Annotated in this window: 24 protein-coding genes; 10 read left to right on the plus strand and 14 right to left on the minus strand. The window is 71.4% G+C overall.

Going from position 1 to position 25,111, the window contains the following annotated elements:
• Positions 1-4 precede the first annotated feature (4 nt).
• Positions 5-1,072, plus strand: coding sequence for a pentapeptide repeat-containing protein (locus ACIRSS_RS19940; RefSeq protein WP_400896764.1), 1,068 nt, complete (start codon positions 5-7; stop codon positions 1,070-1,072).
• Positions 1,069-1,866: a hypothetical protein gene (locus ACIRSS_RS19945; RefSeq protein WP_400896766.1), complete on the plus strand. Its 798-nt coding sequence runs from the start codon at positions 1,069-1,071 to the stop codon at positions 1,864-1,866. Before ACIRSS_RS19940 ends, ACIRSS_RS19945 begins: the two co-directional genes overlap by 4 nt.
• A 71-nt stretch (positions 1,867-1,937) precedes the next feature.
• Here ACIRSS_RS19945 and purL read toward each other — a convergent pair whose 3' ends face one another.
• On the minus strand, positions 1,938-4,244 hold the full coding sequence (purL, locus tag ACIRSS_RS19950; RefSeq protein ID WP_400896768.1) for a phosphoribosylformylglycinamidine synthase subunit PurL: 2,307 nt from the start codon (positions 4,242-4,244) through the stop codon (positions 1,938-1,940).
• Positions 4,245-4,339: 95 nt separating this feature from the next.
• On the opposite strand from purL, the gene ACIRSS_RS19955 reads away from it, so the two are divergent.
• Entirely contained in the window at positions 4,340-5,974 is a 1,635-nt protein-coding gene (locus tag ACIRSS_RS19955; protein ID WP_400896770.1) for an ABC transporter ATP-binding protein, read from the plus strand.
• Positions 5,971-7,716, plus strand: a complete 1,746-nt coding sequence (locus ACIRSS_RS19960) for an ABC transporter ATP-binding protein (RefSeq protein ID WP_400896772.1) — start codon at positions 5,971-5,973, stop codon at positions 7,714-7,716. Before ACIRSS_RS19955 ends, ACIRSS_RS19960 begins: the two co-directional genes overlap by 4 nt.
• Before the next feature lie 79 nt (positions 7,717-7,795).
• Here the strand turns inward: ACIRSS_RS19960 and ACIRSS_RS19965 are convergent, their stop codons facing one another.
• Positions 7,796-9,370, minus strand: coding sequence for a GMC family oxidoreductase (locus ACIRSS_RS19965; RefSeq protein ID WP_400896774.1), 1,575 nt, complete (start codon positions 9,368-9,370; stop codon positions 7,796-7,798).
• 149 nt (positions 9,371-9,519) lie between these two features.
• Here ACIRSS_RS19965 and purS point away from each other — a divergent pair, with 149 nt between their 5' ends.
• Entirely contained in the window at positions 9,520-9,759 is a 240-nt protein-coding gene (gene purS, locus ACIRSS_RS19970; RefSeq protein WP_086675945.1) for a phosphoribosylformylglycinamidine synthase subunit PurS, read from the plus strand.
• Positions 9,756-10,433 (plus strand): phosphoribosylformylglycinamidine synthase subunit PurQ, encoded by a 678-nt coding sequence (gene purQ, locus ACIRSS_RS19975; RefSeq protein WP_400896776.1) that lies wholly within the window; start codon positions 9,756-9,758, stop codon positions 10,431-10,433. Before purS ends, purQ begins: the two co-directional genes overlap by 4 nt.
• Before the next feature lie 337 nt (positions 10,434-10,770).
• Here the strand turns inward: purQ and ACIRSS_RS19980 are convergent, their stop codons facing one another.
• Together ACIRSS_RS19980 and ACIRSS_RS19985 are read right to left on the minus strand one after the other, a co-directional pair.
• Positions 10,771-12,267 carry an aldehyde dehydrogenase family protein gene (locus ACIRSS_RS19980; RefSeq protein WP_400896778.1) on the minus strand — a complete coding sequence of 499 codons (1,497 nt, stop codon included), beginning with the start codon at positions 12,265-12,267 and terminating at the stop codon, positions 10,771-10,773.
• A gap of 34 nt (positions 12,268-12,301) precedes the next feature.
• Positions 12,302-13,441: an MFS transporter gene (locus ACIRSS_RS19985; protein ID WP_400896780.1), complete on the minus strand. Its 1,140-nt coding sequence runs from the start codon at positions 13,439-13,441 to the stop codon at positions 12,302-12,304.
• A 61-nt stretch (positions 13,442-13,502) separates the two neighbouring features.
• Between ACIRSS_RS19985 and ACIRSS_RS19990 the strand changes: the two genes are divergently transcribed.
• From ACIRSS_RS19990 to ACIRSS_RS20000, 3 genes are read left to right on the plus strand one after another with little or no spacing between them, the layout of a single operon-like run.
• Complete coding sequence (locus tag ACIRSS_RS19990) at positions 13,503-14,435, plus strand: DUF5937 family protein (RefSeq protein ID WP_400896782.1); 933 nt, start codon at positions 13,503-13,505, stop codon at positions 14,433-14,435.
• Positions 14,436-14,438: 3 nt separating this feature from the next.
• Positions 14,439-15,209 carry a tyrosine-protein phosphatase gene (locus ACIRSS_RS19995; protein WP_400896784.1) on the plus strand — a complete coding sequence of 257 codons (771 nt, stop codon included), beginning with the start codon at positions 14,439-14,441 and terminating at the stop codon, positions 15,207-15,209.
• Positions 15,210-15,244: 35 nt separating this feature from the next.
• A complete protein-coding gene (locus ACIRSS_RS20000) occupies positions 15,245-15,880 on the plus strand; it encodes an MBL fold metallo-hydrolase (RefSeq protein ID WP_400896786.1) in 636 nt (211 codons plus the stop codon).
• On the opposite strand, the gene ACIRSS_RS20005 is transcribed toward ACIRSS_RS20000, so the two are convergent.
• From ACIRSS_RS20005 to ACIRSS_RS20015, 3 genes are all read right to left on the minus strand, one after another.
• Positions 15,877-16,572, minus strand: a complete 696-nt coding sequence (locus tag ACIRSS_RS20005) for a DUF2334 domain-containing protein (protein WP_400896788.1) — start codon at positions 16,570-16,572, stop codon at positions 15,877-15,879. The genes ACIRSS_RS20000 and ACIRSS_RS20005 overlap by 4 nt on opposite strands.
• Before the next feature lie 74 nt (positions 16,573-16,646).
• Positions 16,647-17,111: an NADPH-dependent FMN reductase gene (locus ACIRSS_RS20010; RefSeq protein WP_400896790.1), complete on the minus strand. Its 465-nt coding sequence runs from the start codon at positions 17,109-17,111 to the stop codon at positions 16,647-16,649.
• On the minus strand, positions 17,032-18,036 hold the full coding sequence (locus ACIRSS_RS20015; protein WP_400896792.1) for a phosphoribosylaminoimidazolesuccinocarboxamide synthase: 1,005 nt from the start codon (positions 18,034-18,036) through the stop codon (positions 17,032-17,034). Before ACIRSS_RS20015 ends, ACIRSS_RS20010 begins: the two co-directional genes overlap by 80 nt.
• Positions 18,037-18,083: 47 nt before the next feature.
• On the opposite strand from ACIRSS_RS20015, the gene ACIRSS_RS20020 reads away from it, so the two are divergent.
• Complete coding sequence (locus ACIRSS_RS20020; RefSeq protein WP_400897574.1) at positions 18,084-18,890, plus strand: S-adenosyl-l-methionine hydroxide adenosyltransferase family protein; 807 nt, start codon at positions 18,084-18,086, stop codon at positions 18,888-18,890.
• Here ACIRSS_RS20020 and ACIRSS_RS20025 read toward each other — a convergent pair.
• The 7 genes from ACIRSS_RS20025 to purB all read right to left on the minus strand — a co-directional run bounded on the left by ACIRSS_RS20025 (position 18,773) and on the right by purB (position 25,103).
• The gene (locus ACIRSS_RS20025) at positions 18,773-19,654 is read right to left on the minus strand and encodes an MOSC domain-containing protein (RefSeq protein ID WP_400896794.1); all 882 of its coding nucleotides are present in this window, start codon (positions 19,652-19,654) and stop codon (positions 18,773-18,775) included. The two genes, ACIRSS_RS20020 and ACIRSS_RS20025, sit on opposite strands and share 118 nt — an antisense overlap.
• 56 nt (positions 19,655-19,710) lie before the next feature.
• Positions 19,711-20,451 carry an amino acid ABC transporter ATP-binding protein gene (locus ACIRSS_RS20030; protein WP_400896796.1) on the minus strand — a complete coding sequence of 247 codons (741 nt, stop codon included), beginning with the start codon at positions 20,449-20,451 and terminating at the stop codon, positions 19,711-19,713.
• The gene (locus tag ACIRSS_RS20035; RefSeq protein ID WP_400896798.1) at positions 20,448-21,200 is read right to left on the minus strand and encodes an amino acid ABC transporter permease; all 753 of its coding nucleotides are present in this window, start codon (positions 21,198-21,200) and stop codon (positions 20,448-20,450) included. Before ACIRSS_RS20035 ends, ACIRSS_RS20030 begins: the two co-directional genes overlap by 4 nt.
• A complete protein-coding gene (locus ACIRSS_RS20040) occupies positions 21,201-21,962 on the minus strand; it encodes an ABC transporter substrate-binding protein (protein ID WP_400896800.1) in 762 nt (253 codons plus the stop codon).
• Positions 21,959-22,735, minus strand: coding sequence for an ABC transporter substrate-binding protein (locus ACIRSS_RS20045; protein WP_400896802.1), 777 nt, complete (start codon positions 22,733-22,735; stop codon positions 21,959-21,961). Before ACIRSS_RS20045 ends, ACIRSS_RS20040 begins: the two co-directional genes overlap by 4 nt.
• A gap of 1 nt (position 22,736) precedes the next feature.
• Complete coding sequence (locus tag ACIRSS_RS20050; RefSeq protein ID WP_400896804.1) at positions 22,737-23,555, minus strand: substrate-binding periplasmic protein; 819 nt, start codon at positions 23,553-23,555, stop codon at positions 22,737-22,739.
• A gap of 120 nt (positions 23,556-23,675) precedes the next feature.
• Positions 23,676-25,103, minus strand: coding sequence for an adenylosuccinate lyase (gene purB, locus ACIRSS_RS20055; RefSeq protein WP_400896806.1), 1,428 nt, complete (start codon positions 25,101-25,103; stop codon positions 23,676-23,678).
• Positions 25,104-25,111 lie beyond the last annotated feature (8 nt).

Raw genomic sequence — 25,111 nt, forward strand, 5'->3', positions numbered from 1 at the left:
CCCGGTGAAGCTGTGGCGATCGCCGCTGGCGTGGACGTTCCTCGCGTCGGTGGTCCTGCTGGCGGGCGTCGGCGGCTGGTTGCTGACCGACCCCGCCACCAGCCGCAGCGAGGCGCTGAAGACGGGCGGCCTCGCCGGCGGCGCGATCGTGGCGCTGTACGCGCTGTGGCTGAACGACCGGCGCCGCCGCGTCGAAGAACGGCGTCAGGACATCGAGCGCCGCCGCCACGAGCTGGAGTCGCAGCGCGCGGAGCAGGACCGCGAGCGGGTGGCCGACGAGCGGTTCGCGAAGGCCGTCGAGCTGCTGGGTCATGACGCGGACCAGGTGCGGGTCGGGGCGCTGCACGCGTTGGCGGGGTTGGCGCGAAGCCGGCCGGAGTACACGCAGACCGTGCTGGACGTGCTGTGTTCGTACCTCCGGCGGCCGTTCAAGCGGCCCGAGCCGGATTCCGAGAACCCGGAACCGGAGCGCGAGCTGACGGTCCGGCTCACGGCGCAGCGCTTGGTAACGGATTTGCTGCCCGCGAGCGACGCCGAAGGCCCGGCGTACGACCTGGACCTGACCGGCGCGACGCTCGAGTACTTCGACCTTTCGGGCAAGCTGGTCGGCGGCCTGCTGCTGCGGTACGCGTCGCTGCACAGCAGCACCAACTTCAGCGGCTGCCGGTTCACGGGCCGCGTCTACCTCACCGCCGCGGGCACGGCGAAGGGACGCTTGATCGGCTACTTCCGCTGCCGCGGCGCGGTGTTCGAGAGCCACGCGTGGTTCAGCGGCACGGAGTTCGACGAGGACGCCGACTTCACCGAGACGGAGTTCGCCGGGAAAACCACCTTCAAGGACGCGAAGTTCGCGAAGGACGCGGTGTTCTCCGGGGTGGTCGCGTCTTGCGAGCTGGACCTGCGGCGCACCCGCTTCGAGGGGCAGACCGACCTGAGGTTCGCCTCGCTGCCGAAGTCCGTTTCGCTCTACAACACGCTGGTGCGCGACGAGAAGGACGTGCAAGTGCCGGCGGAGTGGAAGCTCGAGCAACTGCGCGACGGCGAGTCCCGGATCACCGCGGTGAGCGGGTGAAGCGCGTCTCGCCGCTGCTGCTGGCGTTCGCGTTGAGCGTGGTCGTGTTCGCCGGGACGCTGGTCTGGCTGCTCGCGGACCGCGCGACCAGCCGCGGCGACGCGCTCAAGACCGCGGGCCTGGCCGGCGGCGCGGTCGCGGCGTTGTACGGGCTGTGGCTGAACGACCGCCGCCGGCGCGTCGAGGAGGATCGGCACGAGCTCGAGCGGACGCGGATCTCCGACGAGCGGTTCGCGAAGTCGGTCGAGCTGCTCGGGCACGAGGCCGACCAGGTGCGCGTCGGGGCGATCCACGCGCTGGGCGGCCTCGCGCGGACGCGACCGGAGATCTACGCGCAGACCGTGCTCGACGTGTTGTGCGCGTACCTGCGGCGGCCGTTCAAGGACGACGATTCGGCTGAGGACGCACGGGAGTCGCAGGTCCGGCGCACGGCGCAGCGGGTGATCCGCGCGTCGCTGCCGGACGCCGGGACCGGTCCGGCGTACACCCTCGACCTCTCGGGCGCGCGGCTCGATCGGTTCAACCTTTCGGGCAAGCACGTCGGCTTGCTGGGGGCGCAGGGTGCGACGATCGTCAACGGCGTTTTCCTGGTGGACACGGCGTTCACGGGATCGGTGTTCCTGACCGGGGCGAGTGCGGACGGACCGGTCGACCTGACGCGGACGCGGTTCGGCGCGGGGACGGGGTTCCGGGACTTCACCGCGCACGACGAGGTGCGGTTCGAGGGTGTCTTCTTCGCGCAGCCGCCGGATTTCGGCGAAGCGAGGTTCCCGGCCGGGACCGAACTGCCCTGAGCAGCCCCCGTTTTCCACGCTAGCGGAGGGCACCGACAGTTCGCGGTGCCCTCCGGTCACGTGTCCACAGGTCAGTCGAACAGGGCGGGAAGCGTGGACTCCCACGCCGTGCGGAGCTCGTCGAGCGTGAACTCCGTGATGCCCTGCAGCTCCAGCGTTCCCGACTCCGGGTCCACCACGCCCGTCTTGCGCCAGGGCAGTCCGCGGGCCGTGCACATCTCGGTGAAGCGCAGCTCCTCCGTGCGCGGGACCGCCACCAGCACGCGGCCCGCCGACTCCGAGAACAGCTGGACGAACGGGTCCTGATCGGCGTCGAGGAACACCCGGGCGCCGCACTGTCCGATGAGGACGGTCTCGACCAGGGTCTGGATCAGGCCGCCGTCGGAAAGGTCGTGGGCCGCCGAGATCATGCCGTCGCGGGAACCCGCCACGAGGATCTCGCCCAGGAGCTTCTCGCGGGCCAGGTCCACACGCGGGGGCACGCCGCCGAGGTGGCCGTGGAGCTCGCGGGCCCACGCCGAACCGTCCAGCTCGTCGTGCGTCTCACCCAGCAGCAGCAGGGTTTCGCCCGCCTCCGCGCCGATGCCGGTCGGGATGCGGCGGGTCACGTCGTCGATCACGCCGAGGACGCCGATCACCGGCGTCGGCAGGATCGCCGTCGAGCCCGTCTGGTTGAAGAAGCTCACGTTGCCGCCCGTGACCGGGATGCCGAGCTCGACGCAGCCGTCCGCGAGGCCGTGCACTGCCTGCTCGAACTGCCACATCACGCCCGGGTCCGTCGGCGCGCCGAAGTTCAGGCAGTCCGACACCGCGACCGGGGTCGCGCCGCCCGTCGCCACGTTGCGGTACGCCTCCGCCAGCGCCAGCTGCGCACCGCGGTAGGGGTCCAGGTAGACGAACTTGCTGTTGCAGTCCGTCGCGACCGAGACGCCGCGGCCGGACGACTCGTCGATCCGGATCATGCCCGAGTCCGACGGCTGCGAAAGGACGCTGTTGCCGCGCACGTACCGGTCGTACTGCGACGTCACCCATTCCTTCGACGCCTGGTTGGGCGAAGAAATCAGGCGCAGCACGTCCGCGCGCAGTTCGTCCGGAGTGGACGGACGCGGCAGCGACGCCGACGTGTCCGCGATCAGCGCGTCCTGAAAGGACGGACGCTCGATCGGCCGGTCGTACACCGGGCCCTGGTGGGCGACCGTGTGCGCCGGGACGTCGACGACGACCTCGTCGTTCCAGGTGATGACCAGGTGCTCGCCGTCGGTGACCTCGCCGATGTCGGTGGCGATGACGTCCCACTTGCGGCAGACCGCCATGAACGCCTCGACGTTCTCCGGCGAGACGACCGCGCACATGCGCTCCTGCGACTCGCTGGAGAGCACCTCGGCGGGGGTCATCCCGGTGGCGCGCAACGGAACGCGGTCGAGGTAGATGTGCATGCCGCCGTCGCCGGCCGCGGCCAGCTCGGACGTCGCGCAGGACAGCCCGGCGCCGCCGAGGTCCTGGATGCCGACGACCAGCTTCTGCGCGAACAGCTCGAGGCAGCACTCGATGAGCACCTTCTCGGTGAACGGGTCGCCGACCTGGACGCTCGGGAGCTTCTTGCGGCCGGACGCCGACTCGTCACCCGAAAAGGTGTCACTCGCCAGGACGGAAACGCCGCCGATGCCGTCGAGGCCGGTGCGCGCGCCGAACAGGATGATCTTGTTGCCGGTGCCGGACGCGAACGCCAGGTGCAGGTCCTCGACGCGCATCGCGCCGACGCACAGCGCGTTGACCAGCGGGTTGCCCGAGTAGGACGGGTCGAACACCAGCTCACCGCCGATGTTCGGCAGGCCGAGGCAGTTGCCGTAGCCGCCGACGCCGGCCACGACGCCGGGCAGCACGCGCTTGGTGTCGGGGGCGTCGGCCGGGCCGAAGCGCAGTGCGTCCGAGACCGCGAGGGGCCGCGCGCCCATGGCCATGATGTCGCGGACGATGCCGCCGACGCCGGTCGCGGCGCCCTGGTACGGCTCCACATAGGACGGGTGGTTGTGGCTCTCCACCTTGAAGGTGACCGCCCAGCCCTCGCCGATGTCGACGACGCCCGCGTTCTCGCCGATGCCGGCCAGCATCTTGGCCTTCATCTCGTCGGTGGCGGTCTCCCCGAAGTAGCGCAGGTGCTTCTTCGACGACTTGTAGGAGCAGTGCTCGCTCCACATCACCGAGTACATGGCCAGCTCGGCGTCGGTGGGCCGGCGGCCGAGGATTTCCCGGATGCGGGCGTACTCGTCGTCGGCGAGGCCCAGTTCCCGATACGGCTGGGTGTGGTCCGGGGTCGCCCCGGCGCGCTCGGTGGTGTCAACGGTGCTGGTCACGGTGTCCGTGTCAGGGTTCGCCACGGCCGCCAGGATACGGGGCGCACCCGGGTGCCCCGGACGGTGGGCCGCCGAAAATCGGTCGCCTTCCGCTGGTCGGCGGCTTACCGTCGGGAATCGTGCTTTCCGCCACATATCCCTTTCCGCCGCTGCGGCTGCCCGCGCGGCCCAGCGCGAGCCGCTTCCTGCTCGCCGTGTTCCGGGCCCGGCTCGGCACGGTGCTGGGCGCCGCCGCGCTCGGTGTCGTGTGGGCGCTGCCCGGTGCGCTGGTGCCGCTGGTGATCGGCCAGGGCATCGGCGCCGTCAGCGCGCACGACGGCGCCGCCGTCTGGCGCTGGGCGCTGGCCGCGGCCCTGCTCGGGGTGGTGCAGACGCTGACCGGGACCTGGCTGCACTTCCTCAACTACGGCCTGTGGCTGCACGGCGCGGGCTCGACCCAGCGGGCGGTGTCGGCGCACACCACGCGCGTCGGCGCCGGCCTGCGCGAGAAGACGACCACCGGCAACCTCGTCGCGATCGCCACGACCGACATCAACCACATCGGCAACACCGTCGAGATGACCGGCCGGGCGTTCGGCTCGCTGCTGGCGTTCGTCGTGGTCGCCGTGTGGCTGATCTCGACGTCGCCGCTGCTCGGCGTGGTCGCGCTGGTCGGCGTGCCGGTCGCGGTGCTGGGCATCGGGCCGCTGCTGGCACCGCTGCAGAAGCGCAAGGCGAAGCAGCGCGAGAAGCGCGGCGACGTCAACGCGCTCGGCGCGGACATCGTGTCCGGCCTGCGGATCCTGCGCGGCATCGGCGGCGAGCGGCGGTTCTTCGCCCGCTTCCGCGAGACGAGCCAGCGGGTGCGGCGAGCCGGTATCGAGGTCGGCAGGGCCGAGGCGTGGCTGGCCGCGGCGGAGATCGCGCTGCCGGGCCTGGTCACCGTGGTGATCACCTGGCTGGGCGCGCGGCTGGCCGTGGCCGGGGAGATCGGCGTCGGGCAGCTCGTGGCGTTCTACGGCGTTTCGGCGTTCCTCATCTGGCCGGTCACCGCCGCCACCGAGGCGGTCGGCTCGATCACGTCGGGCCTGGTCGCGGCGCGGAAGGTGGTGGCGCTGCTGGCGATCCACCCGAAGCTGGCGGACCCGGAGGACCCGGTCCGGCTGCCCGAGGGGCCGCTGGAGCTGGCCGACTCCGAGTCCGGCGTGCGGGTCGCGGCCGGGCGGCTGACGGTCGTCGACTTCGGCGCCGACGGCGAGGCGGTGGCCGACCGGCTGGCCCGGTTCGCCGACCCGGCCGAAGGCGAAGAGGTGCTGGTCAACGGGGTCCGGGCGGACCACGTCGCGCTCGCGGAGCTGCGGCGGCGGGTCGTCTACGCGCACAACCAGGACATCTGGTTCTCCGGCGTGCTGCGCGAGCAGCTGGCGCCGGCGCGACCTGGCGGCGTCAGCATCACCGAAGCGCTGTACGCGGCCGACGCCGACGACATCGTCGAGGCGCTGCCGAACGGCGTCGACGAGGTGATCGGCGAGCGCGGGCGCGAGGTGTCCGGCGGCCAGCGGCAACGGCTCAACCTGGCCCGCGCGCTGGCGGCGGACGCCGACGTGCTGGTGCTGGACGAGCCGACGTCGGCGGTCGACGCGCACACGGAGGCGCGCATCACCGAGCGCGTCGCGGCCCTGCGCCGCGGCAAGACGACGGTGGTGTTCAGCCAGAGTCCACTGTGGACACATGTGGCCGACGAGGTCTTCACGGCGAAGGTGGTGACGGTGTGAAACGGCTCCCCACGGCGTCCCGGCGGGACGTCCGGCGCTGGGCGCTGAAGACGGCGGCGACCCACAAACGCGAGTTCGGGCTCCTGCTCGGCGCGCTGTGCGTGTCGACGCTGATCGGGCTGGCCGGGCCGCAGCTGCTCGGCACGCTGGTCGACGACGTCGCGGCCGGCACGACGACGGGCCGCGTCGACGTGCTGGCGGCGGTGTTCGTCGGGATCCTGGTGCTGCAGGCGGTCGCGCGGAAGATCGCGCGGATGCGCGGCGCGGTGTTCGGCGAGCTGGTGCTGGCCGAGACGCGCGAGGAGTTCGTCGGGACGGCGCTGCAGCTGCCGCTCGGCACGGTCGAGGCGGCCGGCACCGGCGACCTGCTCAGCCGCGCCACGACCGACCTCGGCCGGATCGACCACGCGGCGCGGTTCGCGGCGCCGGAGATCCTGATCGCGGCGGTGACCGTGGTGTTCACGGTCGTCGCGATGGTGGTGACGTCACCGCTGCTCTCGCTGAGCCTGCTGGTCGCGGTGCCGCTGCTGCTGTGCGTGAACGTCTGGTACCAGCGGCGGATCCCGGCGCTGATGCAGTGGATGCTCGACCGCTGGGCAGACCTGACCACCAGCGTCCACGAGACGGCGGAGGGCGCGCGCACGGTCGAGGCGCTCGGGCTGACCGAGCGCCGCGTCGACGCGGCGTACGACGCGCTGGACCAGAGCATCCTCGGCGAGCGGCGGATGCGGGCGCTGCAGCTGCGGTGGCTGCCGTCGCTGGAGATCAGCTACGTGCTGCCGCTGGCGGTCATGCTGCCGCTCGGGCTGCTCGCGTACACGCGCGGCTGGGCCGGGCTCGGCGAGATCACCACGATGCTGCTGTACGTCCAGGCGATGTCGGCGCCGCTGAACGAGGCGCTGTTCTGGCTGGAGGACCTGCAGGTCGCGGCGGCCGCGGCACGCCGGATCCTGGGCGTCCGCGAGGTGGCCGTCGAGGAGTCGCAGAAGGTGACCGAGGTGCCGCGCGGGCGTGACATCGACGTCCACGGCGTCCGGTTCGCGTACACGGCCGACCGCGAGGTGCTGCACGGCATCGACCTGCGGGTGCCGCGCGGCGAGCGGCTGGCGATCGTCGGCCCGTCCGGCGCGGGCAAGTCGACGCTCGGCCGGCTGCTGGCGGGCATCGCGGCGCCGTCGGCGGGCTCGGTGCGCATCGGCGGCCAGGACGTCTCGGCGCTGGCCGACGACGTCCTGCGCGGCGAGGTCCTGCTGCTGACCCAGGAGCACCACGTGTTCTCGGGAACGCTGCGGCAGAACCTGGCGCTGCCGGCGCGCCGCGCGGACGGCGATTGGACGGACGACGAGCTGCTGGCGGCGCTGGCCTCGGCGGGCGCGTCCGACTGGGTTTCTTCCTTGCCGGACGGGCTCGACACGAAGCTGGGGTCGGGCGAGCACCCGGTCCCGGCGGCGATCGCGCAGCAGCTGGCGCTGGCCCGGGTGGTGCTGGCGGACCCGCACACGCTGGTGCTGGACGAGGCGACGTCGCTGCTGGACACGGGCTCGGCCCGCGACCTGGAGCGGTCGTTGAACAGCGTGTTGTCGGGCCGGACGGTGATCGCGATCGCCCACCGCCTGCACACGGCGGCGGCGGCCGACCGGGTGGCGGTCGTCGAGGGCGGCCGCATCACGGAGCTGGGCCCGCACGCGACCCTGCTGGCGGCGGGCGGCTCGTACGCCCGCCTGGTGGCGGCGGCGAGCTGAGCCGGTCCGGGGTTGTGGACAACTAGCGTCCACGGCCCCGGAACCGCGCCGGTTCTGTCGGTGGTCGCCGGTAAACTGGTTACCGGGGGGCCGAGGCCCGCCCACGGATCAAATCCGCGGCCTTCTCCGCCACCATGATCGTCGGCGCGTTCGTGTTCCCGCGCGGCACCACGGGCATCACCGACGCGTCCACGACCCGCAGCCCCTCGACTCCCTGCACCCGCAGCTGCGGATCGATCACCGACCCGATCGAGCACGTCCCGACCGGGTGGTAAAGCGTCTGCGTGTTCTCGCGGATGTGCTCGGCCAGCTCGGAATCGCTCAGGTCGTGCCGCGCCGGCAGGAACGGCTGGTCGAGGAACCGCTTCAGCGGACCGCTGCGGCCGATCTCGATCAACGCCCGCAACCCGGCGATCATCTTGTCCATGTCCACCGACTCCGCGTAGTACGCCGGGTCGATTTCCGGCTTCCACAACGGGTTCGCCGACTTCAGCCGCAGCCGGCCGCGGCTCGCGACGTCCACCAGCGTCGCCGCCGACGTGAACCCCGGGACCGTCGGCTCGCGCATGCCGTTGTCGTAGAACAGCGTCGGCGCGACGTGGATCTGCATGTCCGGCGCCGGCAGCCCGCCGGTGGTCGGGAAGAACGCGCCCGCCTCGCCGATGTTCGACGCCAGCGGGCCGCGCTTCGTCAGCTGGTAGCGGATCAGGCCGCGCGGGGTGGCCGCGTCGACGAGGTCGGTGGTGCCGCGCGTCGACCAGATGATCCCGCACGCCGGGTGGTCGTGCAGGTTCTCGCCGACGCCGGGCAGCGCGGCGACGACGTCGATGCCGTGCTCGCGCAGGTGCTCGGCCGGGCCGACGCCCGAGACCATCAGCAGCTGCGGCGAGTTCACCGCGCCACCACTCAAAATGACTTCGGCCGACGCCCGCGCGGTGGTCTCGACGCCGTTGTCCAAATAGGACACGCCGACCGCGCGCGTCCCCTCGAAGACGACGCGGGTGGCGGGCGCGTTCGTCTTCACGGTCAGGTTCGGCCGCTCCAGAGCCGGCCGCAGGTACGCGTCGGCGGTCGACCAGCGGCGGCCCTTCTTGCAGGTCACCTGGTAGACGCCGGCGCCCTCCTGGCTCTCGCCGTTGAAGTCGTCGGTGCGCTTGAGGCCCCACGCGACGGCGGAGTCGACCCAGGCGGTCGACAGCTCGTGGGTGAAGCGGCGGTCCTCGACGTGGAGCGGGCCGTCGGTGCCGTGCAGGGGCCCGTCGAACCGCTGGTTGCCCTCGGCGCGCTTGAAGTACGGCAGGACGTCGTCCCAGCCCCAGCCTTCGGCGCCGTGAGAATCGCGCCAGCCGTCGTAGTCGGCGCGGTTGCCGCGGATGTAGATCATCGCGTTGATCGACGAGCAGCCGCCGAGCACCTTGCCGCGCGGCCAGTAGGCCGTCTTGCCGGTGTGCTTCTGCTCGACGGTCTCGTAGTTCCAGTCCCACTTGGTCTTGAACAGCGAGGGGAACGCGGCCGGGATGTGGATTTCGTCGGCGGTGTCCTCCGCGCCCGCTTCGAGCAGCAGGACCTGGGCGGACGGATCTTCGGTGAGCCGGTTCGCCAGCACGCACCCGGCGCTCCCGGCGCCGACGATCACGTAGTCGTAGGAGTCCACGGTGCCTCCACAGCTGTTGGCGCGATGTCAACGACTCATCATGGCGCAGGTCGGCGCGTACGGCCAGTCTAGGTCCTCGCGGCCTGCCGAACTGAGTGAACTATGCTCGCGGGGTACCCACGACCTGCGTGAATAAGGAGCAGCCTGCCGTGGCCCGAGTCGTTGTCGACGTCATGCCGAAGCCCGAAATCCTCGACCCGCAGGGGCAGGCCGCGCTCGGCGCCGCCGGTCGCCTCGGCTTCACCGGGATCAAGGAGATCCGCCAGGGCAAGCACTTCGAGATCGAGGTCGACGACACGGTCGACGACGCGACGCTCGAGAAGATCGCCGAGGGCTTCCTCGCGAACCCCGTCATCGAGCAGTGGACGATCACGCGGGTGGACGCGTGAGCGCGCGCATCGGGGTCATCACCTTCCCGGGCACGCTCGACGACGGCGACGCGGCCCGCGCGGTCACGTACGCCGGCGCCGAGGCCGTCCCGCTGTGGCACGCGGACGAGAACCTGCACGACGTCGACGCGGTCATCGTCCCGGGCGGCTTTTCCTACGGTGACTACCTGCGCGCGGGCGTGATCGCCCGGTTCGCGCCGGTGATGACGCCGGTGATCGAGGCGGCGCGCGGCGGGATGCCGGTGCTCGGCATCTGCAACGGGTTCCAGATCCTGTGCGAGGCCGGGCTGCTGCCGGGCGCGATGATCCGCAACCAGGGCCTCCACTTCATCTGCCGCGACCAGTGGCTGCGGGTGGAGAACACGTCCACCGCGTGGACCACGCGCTACGACGACGGCGCCGAGATCCTCATCCCCATGAAGAACATCGACGGGTGCTACATGGCCGAGCAGTCCACTTTGGACGAGCTGGAGGCCGAGGGGCGCGTGGTGTTCCGGTACGTCGGCGGCAACCCGAACGGGTCGCGCAACGACATCGCCGGGATCCGGTCGGAGAACGGCCGGGTCGTCGGGCTGATGCCGCACCCGGAGCACGCGATCGACGCGTTGACCGGGCCGTCGGACGATGGGCTTGGCATGTTCTTCAGCGCGGTGGACGCGCTGGTCAAGGCTTAGGGCGGGCCTCGGCCGGGTCTTGCTTTGGGGTTCGCCGGTGGGCGGGCAGGCTGACCGGGCTGCCGCTCGCCAGTGAGAGAGAACCTCGGTCGGGCTGCTGCTGGCTCGCCTTCGGGCCGCCTGCTGTCGCAGACTGCGCCCGCCGGACTTGCGCCGGGTTGGATCGCGGACATTGCCGGCGCCGGTGCGCGAAGCGTCGCCCGCTCGGCGAGGCAAATGAGCGGCAGGTGGCGAGGGCGGGCCTCGGCCCCCGGTAACCATTTTACCGGCGGCCACCGACAGAACCGGCGCGGTTCCGGGGCTGTGGACGCTAGTTGTCCACAGCCCCGGAACTGCGTCAGCGCTTGCCGTGCAGGATGGTCACCAGCTTGGCCACCAACGCGTCCGTCGATTCCTTGCGGGTGAACGAGGTCAACGTCAGCGGGGCCGTGAACCGCTGGCGGGCGATCGCCTTCGTGCGGGCGAACTCCCTCAGCCCCTCCGGGCCGTGGATGCGGCCGAAGCCCGAATCACCCACGCCGCCGAACGGCAGGGATGCGATTCCGGCGAACGACAGCGGTGCGTTGATCGCCGTCATGCCCGTGCGCAGCTTCTCCGCCAGCTCCACTCCGCGGGACTTCGAAAACACCGTCGAACCCAAGCCGTACTTCGTGTTGTTCGCGAGTTCGACCGCTTCGTCCATCGAGGCGACCTTCGCGATCGTCACCGTCGGGCCGAACGTCTCCTCCGTGACCGCTTCCGAATCCTCGGGGACGTCGATCAGGACCGTCGGCTGCGCGTACCGGTCGCCGACCGCGTCTTCGCCGCCCAGGACCGCCTTGCCGCCGCGGGCCAGGGCGTCCTGGATGTGCCTCTTGATCACGCCCAGCTGGGACGGCATCGTCACCGGGCCGTACTGGGCCGCCTCGTCCGAGCCCGCTCGCACGTCCTTCGACTTCTCGACCACCTTCGCGACGAACTCGTCGTGGACCTTCTCGTGGACGTACACGCGCTCGACGCCGATGCAGGTCTGGCCCGAGTTGGAGAACGCGCCCCAGACCGTCGCGTCGGCCGCCGCGTCCAGGTCCGCGTCCGCGTCGACCAGGACGGGGTCCTTGCCGCCCGCCTCGATGACCACCGGGGTCAGCGTCTCGGCCGCCGCGGCCATGATGCGCTTGCCCGTCGCCGTCGAACCGGTGAACGCGATCTTGTCGACGCCGGCCCCGACCAGCGCCGCGCCCGTCTCGCCGAAGCCCGTGATCAGCTGCAGCACCGGCTGCTCCGGGACGATCTCGGCGAACGCGTCCACCAGCCACTTCCCGACGCCCGGCGTGTACTCGCTCGGCTTGAACACCACGGCGTTGCCCGCCGCCAGCGCGTACGCGATCGAGCCCAGCGGCGTGAACACCGGGTAGTTCCACGGGCCGATCACGCCGACCACGCCCAGCGGCTGGTACTCGACGGTCGCCGCCTGGTTCGACATCAGCAGGCCGGCCGAGCGCTTCTGCTTGCCGAGGATCTTCTTCGCGTGCTTGCCCGCCCACGCGATGTGCTCGATGGCCAGGACGCTCTCGAGCTGCGCGTCCGCGATCGGCTTGCCGGTCTCGTCGCGGACCACCTGGCACAGCTGCGGCAGCCGCCGCGTCAGCACGCCCTTCCAGCTCCTCAGCCGCTCGGCGCGCCCCGCGAAGCCCAGCTCTTCCCACCACTTCGCCGCGACGCGCGCACGCTCGACGGCCGCCTGGACGTCCTCGGCGCTATGGACGGGGTAGGTTCCGACCACCTCGTCGGTCGCCGGGCTGAGCGAGTCGAAGGTCTCGCCGACCGACGTCGGCTTCGGCTGGACGGCAGTCATCGGCGTCTCCCTGGAGGTCGCGGGTCAGCCCAGGCTACGACGTTACTGACATTGTGCCAATAGCTCGCACGGGCTTCGCCACCAGCATTCCACCGGCGATCGCCGCGGCAAAGACACCGAACAACGGCGTGACCCACAGCGGCAGCACGCCCACCGCCAGCGACCCCAGCCCGAAGCCCGCGGCCTGGACGGTGAAACTCAGCGAGAACCCCGCCGACCTGCGGTTCTTCGGCAGCAGGCGCTGCAGGTTGACCGAGGTGGCGGCCACCAGCGGACCCGTGCAGGCGCCGATCAGGGCCACCGACCCCACGAGCCCGGGCCAGCCGAGGCCGCCCGCCAGGGTGAGGCCGCCGACGACGAACCCGGCGAGGAACAGCCGCGGGTCGCCGATCTTCCCGCGCCACGCGTAGAGCGCGCTGCCCGCGATGCTGGCCCCGCTCAGCACGGCGATCACGACCGGCGCGGCCGTCTCGGGCGCGCCGAGCCGCTGGACCAGCGGCAGCGGTGCCACCTCGATCGTCGAGAGCAGCAGCCCGACGGTAAACGCGCAGCCCAGCCACGGCAGGTAGGTGCCGAGCCGCGCAGGCGGGACGTCGGCGTCGGATTCCACCCGTTCGTGGACACTCGCGCCACGCGGAACGAGCAGCGCCGCCGCCACGCAGGCGACCGCCATCGCCGCCAGCGGGACGAACGTGCCTGCCAGGTCGAGCACCGCGACCAGCGCCGGACCGCCGATGAGCACCCCTTCGAGGAGCATCGAGTCGACGGAGATCGCGCGCGGCAGCAGTTCGTCGTCGACGGTGTCCGCGAGCAGCGTCCGGAAGCCGCCCGACAGCGCGCCGCCCGCGATGCCGGGCAGCAGGACGAGCGCGACCAGGACCGGCGCGGGCGCGTCGGCGGCCAACGCCAGCACGACGTACCCGGCCGCGGTCAGCAGGAGCAGCGCGGGCAGGCCCCGCGAAGGGCCGACGCGGTCGAGCAGCCGCCCGACCGGCACCGCGCACAGCATCTCGGCGGCGACGAAGACCGACATCAGCACGCCGCCGAGCCGGTACGAGCCGGTCGTCGCGGTGGTCAAGAGGGTGAACGCGAGCGGCGCCATGGTCGCGGGCGACCGGGCGAACTGGACGCCCGCCGACCAGCGCCAGTAGGCGCGATGGGTGAACAACGACATGTCCGTAGCGTCGTTGGCCGCCTTCTCGGCGCACACTGATTCGGGTGAGGGCGAATCGCCGATGATCGAGCTGGTGCTGACGGCCGCCGGCGCGCAACGCGTCCGCTTCGCGATCTCGCCGTTGGAGGAGGTGCTGGGCGCCGTCCAGACGCTGCTGGGCCTCCGGCGGCACCCGGCGCACCTGCCGTGGCTGTCGGCCATGCCCGACGTGCCCGAGCTGGCCGCGGTCCTGAGCGCGCGGCACTACATCACCGAGTTCCTGAGCCCGCCGCCGGACGGCCCGGAGACGACGGCTTCGGCGCAGCTCCAGGCCGTGCGGGAGACGCCGCCGGCACAGGTGGCGTTGGAGCTGGGGATGGTCGACGCCGACCTGTCGCTGCTGCCGGCCGACCCGGCGGCCGCGCGCGACCTGCTGGCCTCACAGCTTGAGACGGTCTGGCACGCGCTGCTCGCGCCGGAGTGGCCGCGGCTGCGTGAACTGCTGGCGGCGGACATCGCGTACCGGACGCGGCAGCTGGGGTCCGGTGGGATCGCGGCGATGCTGGCCGGGCTGCACCCGCGCGTGCGGCTGTCGGAGACGTCGGTCCTGGTCGACGTCCGGTCGCGCGAGCGGCTGGAGCTCGACGCGCGCGGGCTGCTGCTGATCCCGGCGGTGTTCGCGTGGCCGAACGTCGGGGTCGTGACGGTGCCGCCGTGGCAGGTTTCGCTGCTGTACCCGGCGCGGGGCGTGGCTTCGCTGTGGACGTCCCCGACCGAGCCGCCGGAGGCGCTGGCCGAGGTCCTCGGCCGGACGCGGGCGCTGCTCATGACGAGCCTGGACCGCCCGGCGGCGACGACGGAACTGGCCCAGCGCCACGGCTTGGCCCCGGCGACGGTTTCCGCGCACCTCACGGCGTTGCGCGGGGCGGGACTGCTGGCGTCGGAACGCCGGGGTCATCGAGTGCTGTACCGGCGCACGGAGCTGGGGGATGCGCTGTTGACCGGCAAACTGTGACGCATGGACAGAACCGTGGCCTGGGAAGGCTTCCACAACACGAGAGACCTCGGTGGCCTGCCGACGCGATCGGGACGCACGACTCGGCGCGGCGCGTTCTTCAGAGCCGCGGACCTCCGGTTCGTGACCGACGCCGGGTGGGCCCAGGCGCGGGAGTCCGGCGTCCGGACCGTCCTCGACCTGCGCAACGCCGACGAGATCCGGCCGATGGCGGACGCTCCCACGGCGCTGGCGGGTTCGGCGCAGTTCGCCGCCGCGACCGGCGTGACCGCGCCGCCGGGCATCGACCGCGTCGAAGTTCCCCTCGACGACATCGGCGACCTCGAGTTCTGGCGGTACGTCAACGGCGAGCGGCTGAACGGCAGCCCGCTCTACTACCCGGTCTTCCTCGAACGGAAGGCCGAGCGCTGCGCCGCCGTCGTCGAAGCGATCGCGCGGTCCGCCCCCGGCGGCGTCCTGTTCCACTGCGGCGGCGGGCGGGACCGGACCGGTCTCGTCGCGCTCCTGCTGCTGGCGCTGGCCGACGTCGAACCCGACGTCATCGCCGCGGACTACGACCTGTCCGCCGAAGCCCTGAAACCGCTGTACGCCGCGATGGGCGCCGAAGATCAGGGGCCGGGCATCGCGGCGCTCCTCGCGGCGCGAGGCACCACGACCGCGGCCGCCGTCCGGGCCACGCTCGACGGGTTCGACGTCGAGCTGTACCTCCTCGACGCCGGCGTCTCGCGGCGGGACCTCGACGATGTCGGCCACCGGCTGGTGAACCGGGACTAGGCTGGAAAACGACCCCCCGTGAAGGAGAACCAACGATGCGTATCGTCCATTTCGGACACGCCTGCCTGTTGCTGGAGACCGGTTCCGAGCGGATCCTGATCGACCCCGGGGCGTTCTCCACCGGGTTCGAAGGCGAGCGGGAGCTGTCCGCCGTGCTGGTCACGCACCAGCACTTCGACCACCTCGACGTCGAACGGCTGCCGAAGGTCCTCGAAGCCAACCCGGACGCCAAGCTGATCGTCGACCCCGGGTCCGCGCCCGAGGTCGAAAAGCTGGGCGTCGAGTTCGATGTCGCCAATGTGGGTGACGCGTTCGCCGTCGGGGACACCTCGATCAAGGCCGTCGGCGGTCAGCACGCCGTCATCCACTCGGACATCCCCGTGATCCCGAACATCGGGTACGTCTTCGACGACGGCGCCTTCTTCCACCCCGGTGACTCGTTCTTCGTGCCCGAGCAGAAGATCGACGTGCTGGGGCTGCCGACCGGGGCGCCGTGGCTCAAGGCCGGCGAAGCCGTCGACTACCTGCGGGCCGTCGCGCCTCGGGTGGCCGTGCCGATCCACGAAGCCGTGCTCGCCAACCCGGCCATGCACTACGGCCTCTTCGGGAACCTCGCGCCGGAAGGCACCGAGGTCAAGGTCCTCGAACGGGCCGAACCCGCGAAGTTCTAAGCGGCGACCGCGCGCAGCGACCCGTAAGTCGCGCCGAACGCGCGGTTCTCCAACGCCACGTCCACCGCGTCCAGCAGCGCCTGGCGGAGGCCGGGGCGGGTCAGGTCCGTGGCTTCCACCCCCAGCCGGACCAGCCCGCCCCGGCGGGCCGACCGCGCCGCCGCCAGCACCAGCGCGAAGCAGCGCACCGTCTCCGTGCGGTGCGACTGGCTCGTGAACTCGCTCACGCGCGCCCGGCGCACCTCGCCGGTCACCAGGTCGCGGACCGCGCCGAGGTCCGCGCACAGGCGGAAGCCGTGCTCGGCCAGCGCCTGCAGCGTGCCCTGGGACGCGATCCAGCGCGGCGGCGCGAAGCCGTCGACCGACAGACCCGCGCTGTCCAGCGCCGCCTTCGCCGCGATCAGCCGCAGCCGTGCCTCGTGCGCCGGCAGCGTCGCGAACTCCGCCTTCTTGCCCAGGTACACCGTGCGGTGCGTGGGCGTGACGGTGTGGTCGTAGCCGTGCAGCAGCACGGAATCGCCAGCGCGGGCGCGGGTGCGCACCCACTCCGTCACCGGGCCTTCGCCGGTGCGTGCGGCGTACAGCAGAGACAGCGGGACCCGGCGGCGGTCGAGCTCGGCCGCGAGGTCGGCGCACCGGTGCAGCGTGCGCGGGGTGATTCCCGACAGCGAAACCAGCAAGCGAGCTTCCACGCCACCATTGGGACGCACGCGTCTGACGTCGCCGTGAACTGCGCAGAACGGGCGAGCGTCCGTTGCCGGAAGGGTCAGACGCCCTCACGCAGCCGCGACACCGCCACGGCGATCCGGCCCCGCAGGTCCGGGTCGGCGACCTGACCGTCGGCGACGTCCGCGCGCGAAACCGGGATCCGCGCGCACGCCTCGTCGACGATCTTCGCGCCCGCGTACGTCAGGACCTTGCGCAGCGAGTCGTGGGCGTCGCGGCCACCCGTCGGGGCCGCCACCGACGACGCGTTGATCCACGAGACCGGCTTGCCGTAGATCTCGCCGCCGCCGACCGTCCAGTCCAGGAGGTTCTTGAACGAGCCCGGCAGGCCGCCCGCGTACTCCGGCGTGCAGAACAGGATCGCGTCCGCCTCCTCGATCGCCGCGCGCAGCTGCGCGACGGCCGGGTGCAGCGGGTCGCGGTCGTCATCGGGGTTGAAGTGCGGCAGGTCGCCGAGGCCGGTGTACGTCTTGCTCGCGGTGAGGGTCGCGGCGGTCCCCAGCACCGCCGCATTGCCCGAGCCTGCTCGCAGGCTGCCGCAGATCAGCAGGATCACGGGGCCAGTCTGCCAGCGAAAGCCCGGTGACGCGGTGGTACGCCTCGATGTACCGGTCGCGCGTGGCCGTCACCACCTCGGGCGGCAGCGGCGGCAGCGGGGACACGCAGTCCCAGCCCGACGCCGGGCCGACCAGCCAGTCGCGCACGTGCTGCTTGTCGAACGACGGGCGCGGGCGGCCGGGGCGGTGGCCGTCGGCCAGCCAGTAGCGCGCCGAGTCCGGGGTCAGCAGCTCGTCGGCGAGCACGAGCTCGCCGTTGCGCCGGACGCCGAACTCGAACTTGGTGTCGGCCAGCAGCAGGCCCTGTTCCGCGGCCCGCGCGGCACCGCGGCGGTACAGCTCGAGCGAGGCCTCCCGGACCTTCTCGGCGAGCCGGCGGCCGAGGATCGAGGCGAACGTGCCGAAGTCGAGGTGCTCGTCGACCTCGCCGGGGTGCGCCTTCGTGGACGGGGTGAAGATCGGCTCCGGCAGCCGCTCGGACTCGGCGAGCCCCGGCGGCAGCGCGACCCCGCACACCGAACCGGACTTGCGGTACTCCGCGTACCCGCGCCCGGCCAGATGGCCCCGGACGACGGCTTCCACCGGCAGCATCTTCAGGCGCTCGACCAGCAGCGCCCGGCCGCGGAAGGCCTTCGGGACCCGGGGGCCGTCGCAGGCGACCAGGTGGTTCGGGACGACGTCGGCCAGCTCGCCGAACCAGAACACGCTCATCGCGGTGAGCACCCGGCCCTTGTCCGGGACGGGGGTCGGGAACACGCGCTCGAAGGCCGAGATGCGGTCGGAGGCGACGACCAGCAGGTGGTCGTCGCCCGCGGCGTAGAGGTCGCGGACCTTGCCGGACGCGAGCCGCTCGGGGGTGGGGAGGGGTGTCACGCGCTGAACCCTAACGGGCACCCTCCGCCACCATGGATGATGCTCACATGGCGTACGACTGGATCTCGGTGACGACCGACTACGGCCTGCGCGACGGCTTCGTGGCGGCCTGCCACGGCGTGATCGCGCGGCTCGCGCCCGCCGTGCGGGTGATCGACGTGACGCACGAGGTGCCGCCCCAGGACATCCGGCACGGCGCGATGGCGCTGGCCCAGACCGTGCCGTTCCTCCCGGAAGCGGTGCACGTCGCCGTCGTCGACCCGGGCGTCGGCACGGCCCGGCTCGGCGTGGTCGTCGTCGCCGGGGGCGGGCTGCTGGTCGGGCCGGACAACGGCCTGCTGCTGCCGGCCGCGCACGCGCTGGGCGGGGTCCGGGAGGCCTACGAGCTGACCGAGCCGTCGCTGCGGCTGCCGGTCACGTCGGCGACGTTCCACGGCCGGGACGTCTTCGCGCCCGCGGCCGCCCACCTGGCACTGGGGGTCTCGCCGAGCGAGTTCGGCGCCCGCGTCGACGACCTGGTCGAGCTGCCCGAGCCGTTCGTCGCCGCGTTCCCCGGGAAGCTGGTGTCGGAGGTGCTGACGGTCGACCACTTCGGCAACGTCCAGCTCGCGGCGACCCCGGCGGACCTGGAGCTGTCGGGGTTGTCGGGCGCGGTCTCCGTGCACAGCGAGCGGGTCGCGGTGACCACCGAGATCGGGCGGACCTTCGCCGACGTGCCCGCCGGCGCGAGCGTGCTCTACACCGACTCGGCGGGCCGGCTCGCCGTCGCCGTCAACGGCGGTTCGGCCGCGGCGGTGCTCGGGCTCGGGCCGGCCCAAGAGTGCACGATCACCTCGTCGCCGACCGCGAGCTGACCCGGCCGGACGACGGCCGCCTTCATCCCGAAGATCACGCCGCCATCCGCGTGGCGGCGGTAGCCGGCGAGCGTCCGGATCGGCTCCGGACCGGCCTTCTCGCCCGTCTCCTGGTCGACCATCGGGACCGTGCAGCGCACGCACTGCTTGGCGTAGCCGAACTCCGCGGTGCCCGCGGTCATCGCGCGGACCTCGTCCTCGGTGTGCGGCTCGAGCCAGCCGGAGATGACCACGTTGGGGCGGAAGCGGTCCATCGGCACCGGTTCGCCGCCGCGTTCGAGGATGCGGGCGTTCAGGCCGTCCAAAGAGGACTCACTGGCGACGAGCAGCGCGTGCCCGTCGGCGAACGCGGCGGTGCCGGGCGTCTCGCCGCCGGTCACGCGCTCGTGGTCCGGCGCGACGCCGATCAGCACCGACGGCAGGCCGAGCAGGTCCGAGAACCACTCCGCGGCTTCCTCGCCTTGGTGGATGCCTTCGCCGTGCCAGGAGAACGTCGACCCCGGGTGCCGCGGGCCGTCGCGCCGGATGTCGATTTCGAGGTCGTCGCGGCCGGGCGCGGACAGCGCGAGCCGGTCACCGACGACCCGCGGCCGGACCGCGGCCAGCGCCGGGTAGCGGCGCTGGCTGCGGAAGTCGCCGTCGGGCGCGACGACCTGGAAGACGCGGTCGTGCGCCAGCCCGGCCGGCCCGACCTCGGCCGTCGGCACGTCGGTGCCGGCGCAGCCCTTGACCGGGTAGTACGTCAACCGCGCGATCCTCGCCATGCCCGCAGGCTACCCGGGGCCTCGGCGTCGAAGCCTGCGGTTTTGTGGAAGCACAGTCAGAGGACCTGTGACAGGAATCGCCGCAGGCGCGGGCTCTGCGGGTCGTCGAAGAGCTGCGCCGGCGGACCCTGCTCGACGATGCGGCCCGCGTCCATGAACGCGACCTCGTCGGCCACGCTCCGGGCGAAGCCCATCTCGTGCGTGACCACGATCAGCGTCAGACCCCGCGAGGCGAGCCCGGCCATGAGGTCCAGCACGCCCTTGACCAGTTCGGGGTCGAGGGCGCTGGTGGCCTCGTCGAAGAGCATCACCTCGGGGTCCATCGCCAGCGCCCGCGCGATCGCGACGCGCTGCTGCTGCCCGCCGGACAACGCGCTCGGGCGGTACGGCGCCTTGTCCGCGAGGCCGACGTCGGCGAGCCGGGCCCGCGCGATCTCCGCCGCCTCCTCCTTGCCCAGCTTCTTGACGCTGCGCAGCGGCAGCACGATGTTGTCCAGCACGCTCCGGTGGCCGAAGAGGTTGAAGTGCTGGAACACCATGCCGACGCGCTGGCGCAGCGCGTCCGGGTCGGCGCGGACCACGGACTCGCCGTCGAGCAGCAGGTCGCCGGAATCGGGCTCCTGCAACCGGTTCACGCACCGCAGCAGCGTCGACTTGCCGGACCCGGACGGCCCGATCACGCACGTCGTCTTGCCGCGTTCGACGCGCAGGTCCACCCCGCGCAGGACTTCCAGCGTCCCGAACCGGACGTGGACGTCCCGCAGTTCCACACTGGACGATCGCACGGCCGTCGTCACGACACGACCTTTCCACTGGACACGAGGTCCAGCTCTGGTTCGTCGGCGCGCACCTTGCGGCCGGTCCGGAGCTTCTTGTCGATGTAGTTCACCAAGTGCGTCAGCGGCACGGTGATGACCAGGTAGACGAACCCGGCGGCGACCAGCGGCGACAGGTTGCCGGTGTTGGCCGCGAGGTCCTGCCCGATGCGGAACAGCTCGCGCTGCTGGGACAGCAGGCCGAGGAAGTACACCAGGCTGGAGTCCTTGACCAGCGCGATGAACTGGTTCACCAGCGCGGGCAGCACGCGCCGGACACCCTGCGGGATGACCACCAGCAGCATGGCCTTGCCGTAGCTCATCCCGAGCGCGCGGCTGGCCTCCAGCTGTCCGTTGTCGACGCTCTGGATGCCGGACCGGAAGATCTCGCCGATGTAGGCGGCCGCGATCAGGCTGAGCGCCAGGATGCCGAGCGGGTACGGGTTGGTGCCGACGACGTCCCGCGCGAGCGTGCCGAGGCCCTGGCCGATCACGAGGATCGTCAGGATCGCCGGCAGGCCGCGGAAGATGTCGGTGTAGATCCGCGCCGGCCAGCGCAGCCAGACCTTGGTGGACAGGCCCATGACCGCCAGCACCATGCCGAACACGATGCCGATCAGCCCGGACGTGAGCGCCAGGATGAGCGTGTTGAGCAAGCCCGTTTTGAGCAGGTCGGGGAAGACCTGCCAGATGTACTCCCAGTTGAGGAAGGTGTCGAGGAACTGCTCCATCTACTGCCCCGGCTTGAACTCGGCGGGCACGGGCGCGGTCGGCTCGAACTGGTCGTGGACCTTGAGCCACGTCCCATCGGCGACGACCTTCTTGATGCCGTCGTTGAGCTTCTTCGTGAGTTCGTCGTCGCCCTTCTTGACGGCGAAGCCGTGCGGGATGGTCGTGACGATCGACTTGGCCACTTCGAGCCCCGCGTTGTTCTTCGCGTAGTCCTCGGCGGTGGCCTGGTCGAACACCGCGCCGTCGACCGCGCCGGTCTTGAGCGCGCTCAACGCGGCGGCGTCGTTCGGGAACCGGACGGCCTGCGCGGCGGGTGCGTTGGAGGCCAGCCAGTTGTCCGAGACCGTGCCCTGGACGACGCCGATGCGCTTACCGGACAACGAGTTCTCGTCGGTGATCCCGGCCGCGTCCCGCGCCGCGATGCCGAGTGCCTGGTAGTTGTACGGCGCCGAGAAGCCGACGGTCTTCTTGCGTGCCTCGGTCTGCGCGATCGCCGAGCTGCCGATGGCGAAGGTGCCGTTGGCGACCTGGCCGAGCAGGGCGGAGAAGTCGGTCGCGACGAACTCCAGCTTCAGGCCCTCCTTCTGCGCGATGGCCTCGAGCAGCTCGTTGTCGAACCCGGTGAAGGTGCCGTTTTCCTGGTAGGCGTTGGGTTTCGAGTCGCTGAGCGTGCCGACGCGCAGGGTGTCCGACCCGCTGTCGGAGCTGCCGCACGCGGTCAGCAACAGTGCGACCACCGCGGTGATCAGTGCCTTCTTCACGAGCCACTCCCGGAGAACCCGGCCGGCACCGGCGCGTTCGGCAGGAACCGCTGGTGCAGCTTCAGCCACGTGCCGTCGGCGATGGCCTTCCTGAGGCCGTCGTTGATCTTGCCGAGCAGCTCGGTGTTGCCCTTCTTCACCGCGAAGCCGTGCGGCACGTCGGTGACGAAGCTCTTCACCACGACGAGCTTGGCGTCCGGGTTGTCGGTGACGTTCTTCTCGGCGATGCTCTGGTCCAGGATGTACGCGTCGACGGCGCCGGTCTTCAACGCGGTCAGCGCAGCGGCGTAGTCCGGGAACCGGACGGCCTGCGCGTCCGGGACCGTGGTGCCCAGCCAGTGGTCGCCGACGGTCGCCTGGATGACGGCGACCCGCTTGCCCGCCAAGCCCTTCTCGTCGGTGACGGACGTGCCCTGCTTGGCCTGGATGCTCATCGTCTCGAAGTCGTAGGCCGCGGAGAAGTCGACGGTCTTCTTGCGCTCGTCGGTCTGCGCGATCGCCGAGCTGGCGATGTCGTAGCGACCCGACGCGACCTGCCCGAGCAGCGCGGAAAAGTCGGTCGCGGCGAACTCCAGCTCGAGGTTCTGCTTGGCCGCGATGTCCTTGAGCAGCTCGTTGTCGAAGCCGGTGTAGTTGCCGTCCTTGAGGAAGATGTTCGGCGGGGCGTCGCTCAGGGTGCCGACGCGCAACGTCGAGGAAGCGCTGTCCGATCCGCCGCCGCACGCGGTCAGCGTGAGCGCGGCGGCCAGCGCGGTGATGATCAGCTTCTTCATCTCAGACACCCACGTTCTTGACGGGCAGACCCGGGCCGCCCTGCTGGAGTTCCTTGGACAGCGGCGTCGTCCGGTAGAACTGCGCGTAGATGCGGGCGACCGTGCCGTCGGCGACGGCCTTCGCGAGCCCGTCGTTCAGCTTGTTCAGCAGGTCCGCGTTCTTCTTCGCCACCGCGAACGCCGACGGGGTGTCCTTGTCTTCGATGGTGTAGCCGAGCTCCAGCGGGACCGCGGGGTTCTGGTCCAGGTACTTCTGGCCGATGTCCTGCGGGACGACCCAGCCGTCGAGCGTGCCGTTCTTCAGCTGCGCGAAACCCGCGTTGTAGTCCGGGAACCGGACGACCTGCGCACCCGCGGTCTTGCCCGCGAACTCGTCCTGCACCGAACCCTGGACGACGCCGAGCCGCTTGCCCGCGAACGCCGCCGGGTCCTTCAGGTTCGCGCCCTTGGCGGTCACGACCGTGGTGAAGCCCGTGTTGTAGCCGTTGGAGAACGCGACCGTCTTCTTGCGCGCCTCGGTGCTCGAGATCGTCGAGCTGCCGATGTCGAACTTGCCGTTCGCCACACCCGCCAGCAGGCCGGCGAACTCCGTGCCGACGAACTCGACCTCGAAGCCCTCACGCTTGGCGATGTCGCGCAGCAGCTCGTTGTCGTAGCCGGTGAACCGGCCGTTCTCCAGGTAGATCGACGGCGGGGCGTCGCTCAGGGTCCCGACGCGCAGGGTGGTGGTCGAACCACTGTCCGAGCCGCACGCGGCGAGGGTCAGCGCCAGCGCGCCCGAGGTGACGAACGCGGCGATCTTCGACAGCGTGGATCTCATCGCTTCTTCCATGGGTGAGCGCGCGCGGGTGGCGCGCGAAGAACACGGGGTCAGCGATGGAGATTAGGGATTTGGCCCGTTCGTGGGGATTCGTTCCAATCCGTGGACGGGTGCGTCAGCTCACAGGATCGGCTGCGGCGCGTAGCCCGCGGCTTCCGGGAAGCGTTCCAGCACCCGCGCCACGCGCTCGGCCACCTGCTCGACCTGACGGCCCGCCGTGCCGGTGAAGGAAATCCGGTCGGCGAGGAGTTTGTCCAGCTCACCGCGGTCGAGCGGAATGCGCTCGTCGGCGGCGAAGCGGTCGAGGAGGTCGTTCTCCGCGCGGCCTTCGCGCATTTCGAGCGCGACGGCGACGGCGTTCTCCTTGATGGCTTCGTGGGCCGTCTCACGTCCGACGCCGGCGCGGACCGAAGCCATCAGCACCTTCGTCGTGGTGAGGAACGGCAGATAGCGATCCAGCTCACGCTCGATCACCGCCGGGAAGGCGCCGAATTCCGAAAGGACCGTGAGGAACGTCTCCAGCAGGCCGTCGAGCGCGAAGAACGCGTCCGGCAGCGCGACCCGGCGGACGACGGAGTCCGAGACGTCGCCCTCGTTCCACTGGTCGCCGGCCAGCTCGCCGATCATCGACAGGTAGCCGCGCAGCACGACGGCGAGGCCGTTCACGCGCTCGCACGAGCGGGTGTTCATCTTGTGCGGCATGGCGGACGAGCCGACCTGGCCGGGCTTGAAGCCCTCGGTGACCAGCTCGTGGCCGGCCATCAGCCGGATCGTCTTGGCCAGGCTCGACGGCGCCGCCGCGAGCTGGACCACAGTGGACAGCACGTCGAAGTCGAGCGAGCGCGGGTACACCTGGCCGACGCTGACGAACCGCCGGTTGAAGCCCAGGTGCTGCATCACGCGGTCTTCGAGCTGATCCAAAGTGGACTCGTCACCGAGCAGGTCGAGCATGTCCTGCGCGGTGCCGACCGGGCCCTTGATGCCGCGCAGCGGGTAGCGCTCGATCAGGTTGTCGAGCCGCTCGAAGGCGACGAGCAGCTCGTCGGCCGCGGTGGCGAACCGCTTGCCGAGGGTGGTGGCCTGCGCGGCGACGTTGTGCGAGCGGCCGGCCATGACGGTGTCGGCGTGCTCGACGGCGAGGGCGGCCAGCCGCGCGAGCACGGCGGCGACGCGGGTGCGCATCAGCTCCAGCGAGCGGAGCAGCTGCAGCTGCTCGACGTTCTCGGTGAGGTCGCGCGAGGTCATGCCCTTGTGGATGTGCTCCTGGCCGGCGAGGTCGCTGAACTCCTCGATCCGCGCCTTGACGTCGTGGCGGGTGACCCGCTCGCGGGCGGCGATCGACTCCAGCCGCACGTCCTCCAGGACGCGCTGGTAGTCCTCGACGACGCCGTCGGGGACGTCGACGCCGAGGTCCTTCTGCGCCTGGAGGACGGCGATCCAGAGCTGCCGCTCGAGGACGACCTTCCGCTCCGGCGACCAGAGCGAGACCAGCTCCGCCGAGGCGTAGCGGGCGGCGAGCACGTTCGGAATACGGGGCTTGTCCGTCACGCCCTCAC

Origin of the sequence: Amycolatopsis sp. NPDC101161 (genome assembly GCF_044768185.1) — a bacterium.
Classification (GTDB): Bacteria; Actinomycetota; Actinomycetes; order Mycobacteriales; family Pseudonocardiaceae; genus Amycolatopsis.

What these genes read in the sequence shown, in the direction of transcription:
- ACIRSS_RS19980 (WP_400896778.1), bottom strand. Translation starts at nt 12,267, where the DNA reads ATGACTGCCGTCCAGCCGAAGCCGACGTCGGTCGGCGAGACCTTCGAC.
- ACIRSS_RS19985 (WP_400896780.1), bottom strand. Translation starts at nt 13,441, where the DNA reads ATGTCGTTGTTCACCCATCGCGCCTACTGGCGCTGGTCGGCGGGCGTC.
- ACIRSS_RS19990 (WP_400896782.1), top strand. Translation starts at nt 13,503, where the DNA reads ATGATCGAGCTGGTGCTGACGGCCGCCGGCGCGCAACGCGTCCGCTTC.
- ACIRSS_RS19995 (WP_400896784.1), top strand. Translation starts at nt 14,439, where the DNA reads ATGGACAGAACCGTGGCCTGGGAAGGCTTCCACAACACGAGAGACCTC.
- ACIRSS_RS20000 (WP_400896786.1), top strand. Translation starts at nt 15,245, where the DNA reads ATGCGTATCGTCCATTTCGGACACGCCTGCCTGTTGCTGGAGACCGGT.
- ACIRSS_RS20020 (WP_400897574.1), top strand. Translation starts at nt 18,084, where the DNA reads ATGGCGTACGACTGGATCTCGGTGACGACCGACTACGGCCTGCGCGAC.
- ACIRSS_RS20025 (WP_400896794.1), bottom strand. Translation starts at nt 19,654, where the DNA reads ATGGCGAGGATCGCGCGGTTGACGTACTACCCGGTCAAGGGCTGCGCC.
- ACIRSS_RS20035 (WP_400896798.1), bottom strand. Translation starts at nt 21,200, where the DNA reads ATGGAGCAGTTCCTCGACACCTTCCTCAACTGGGAGTACATCTGGCAG.
- ACIRSS_RS20045 (WP_400896802.1), bottom strand. Translation starts at nt 22,735, where the DNA reads ATGAAGAAGCTGATCATCACCGCGCTGGCCGCCGCGCTCACGCTGACC.
- ACIRSS_RS20050 (WP_400896804.1), bottom strand. Translation starts at nt 23,555, where the DNA reads ATGAGATCCACGCTGTCGAAGATCGCCGCGTTCGTCACCTCGGGCGCG.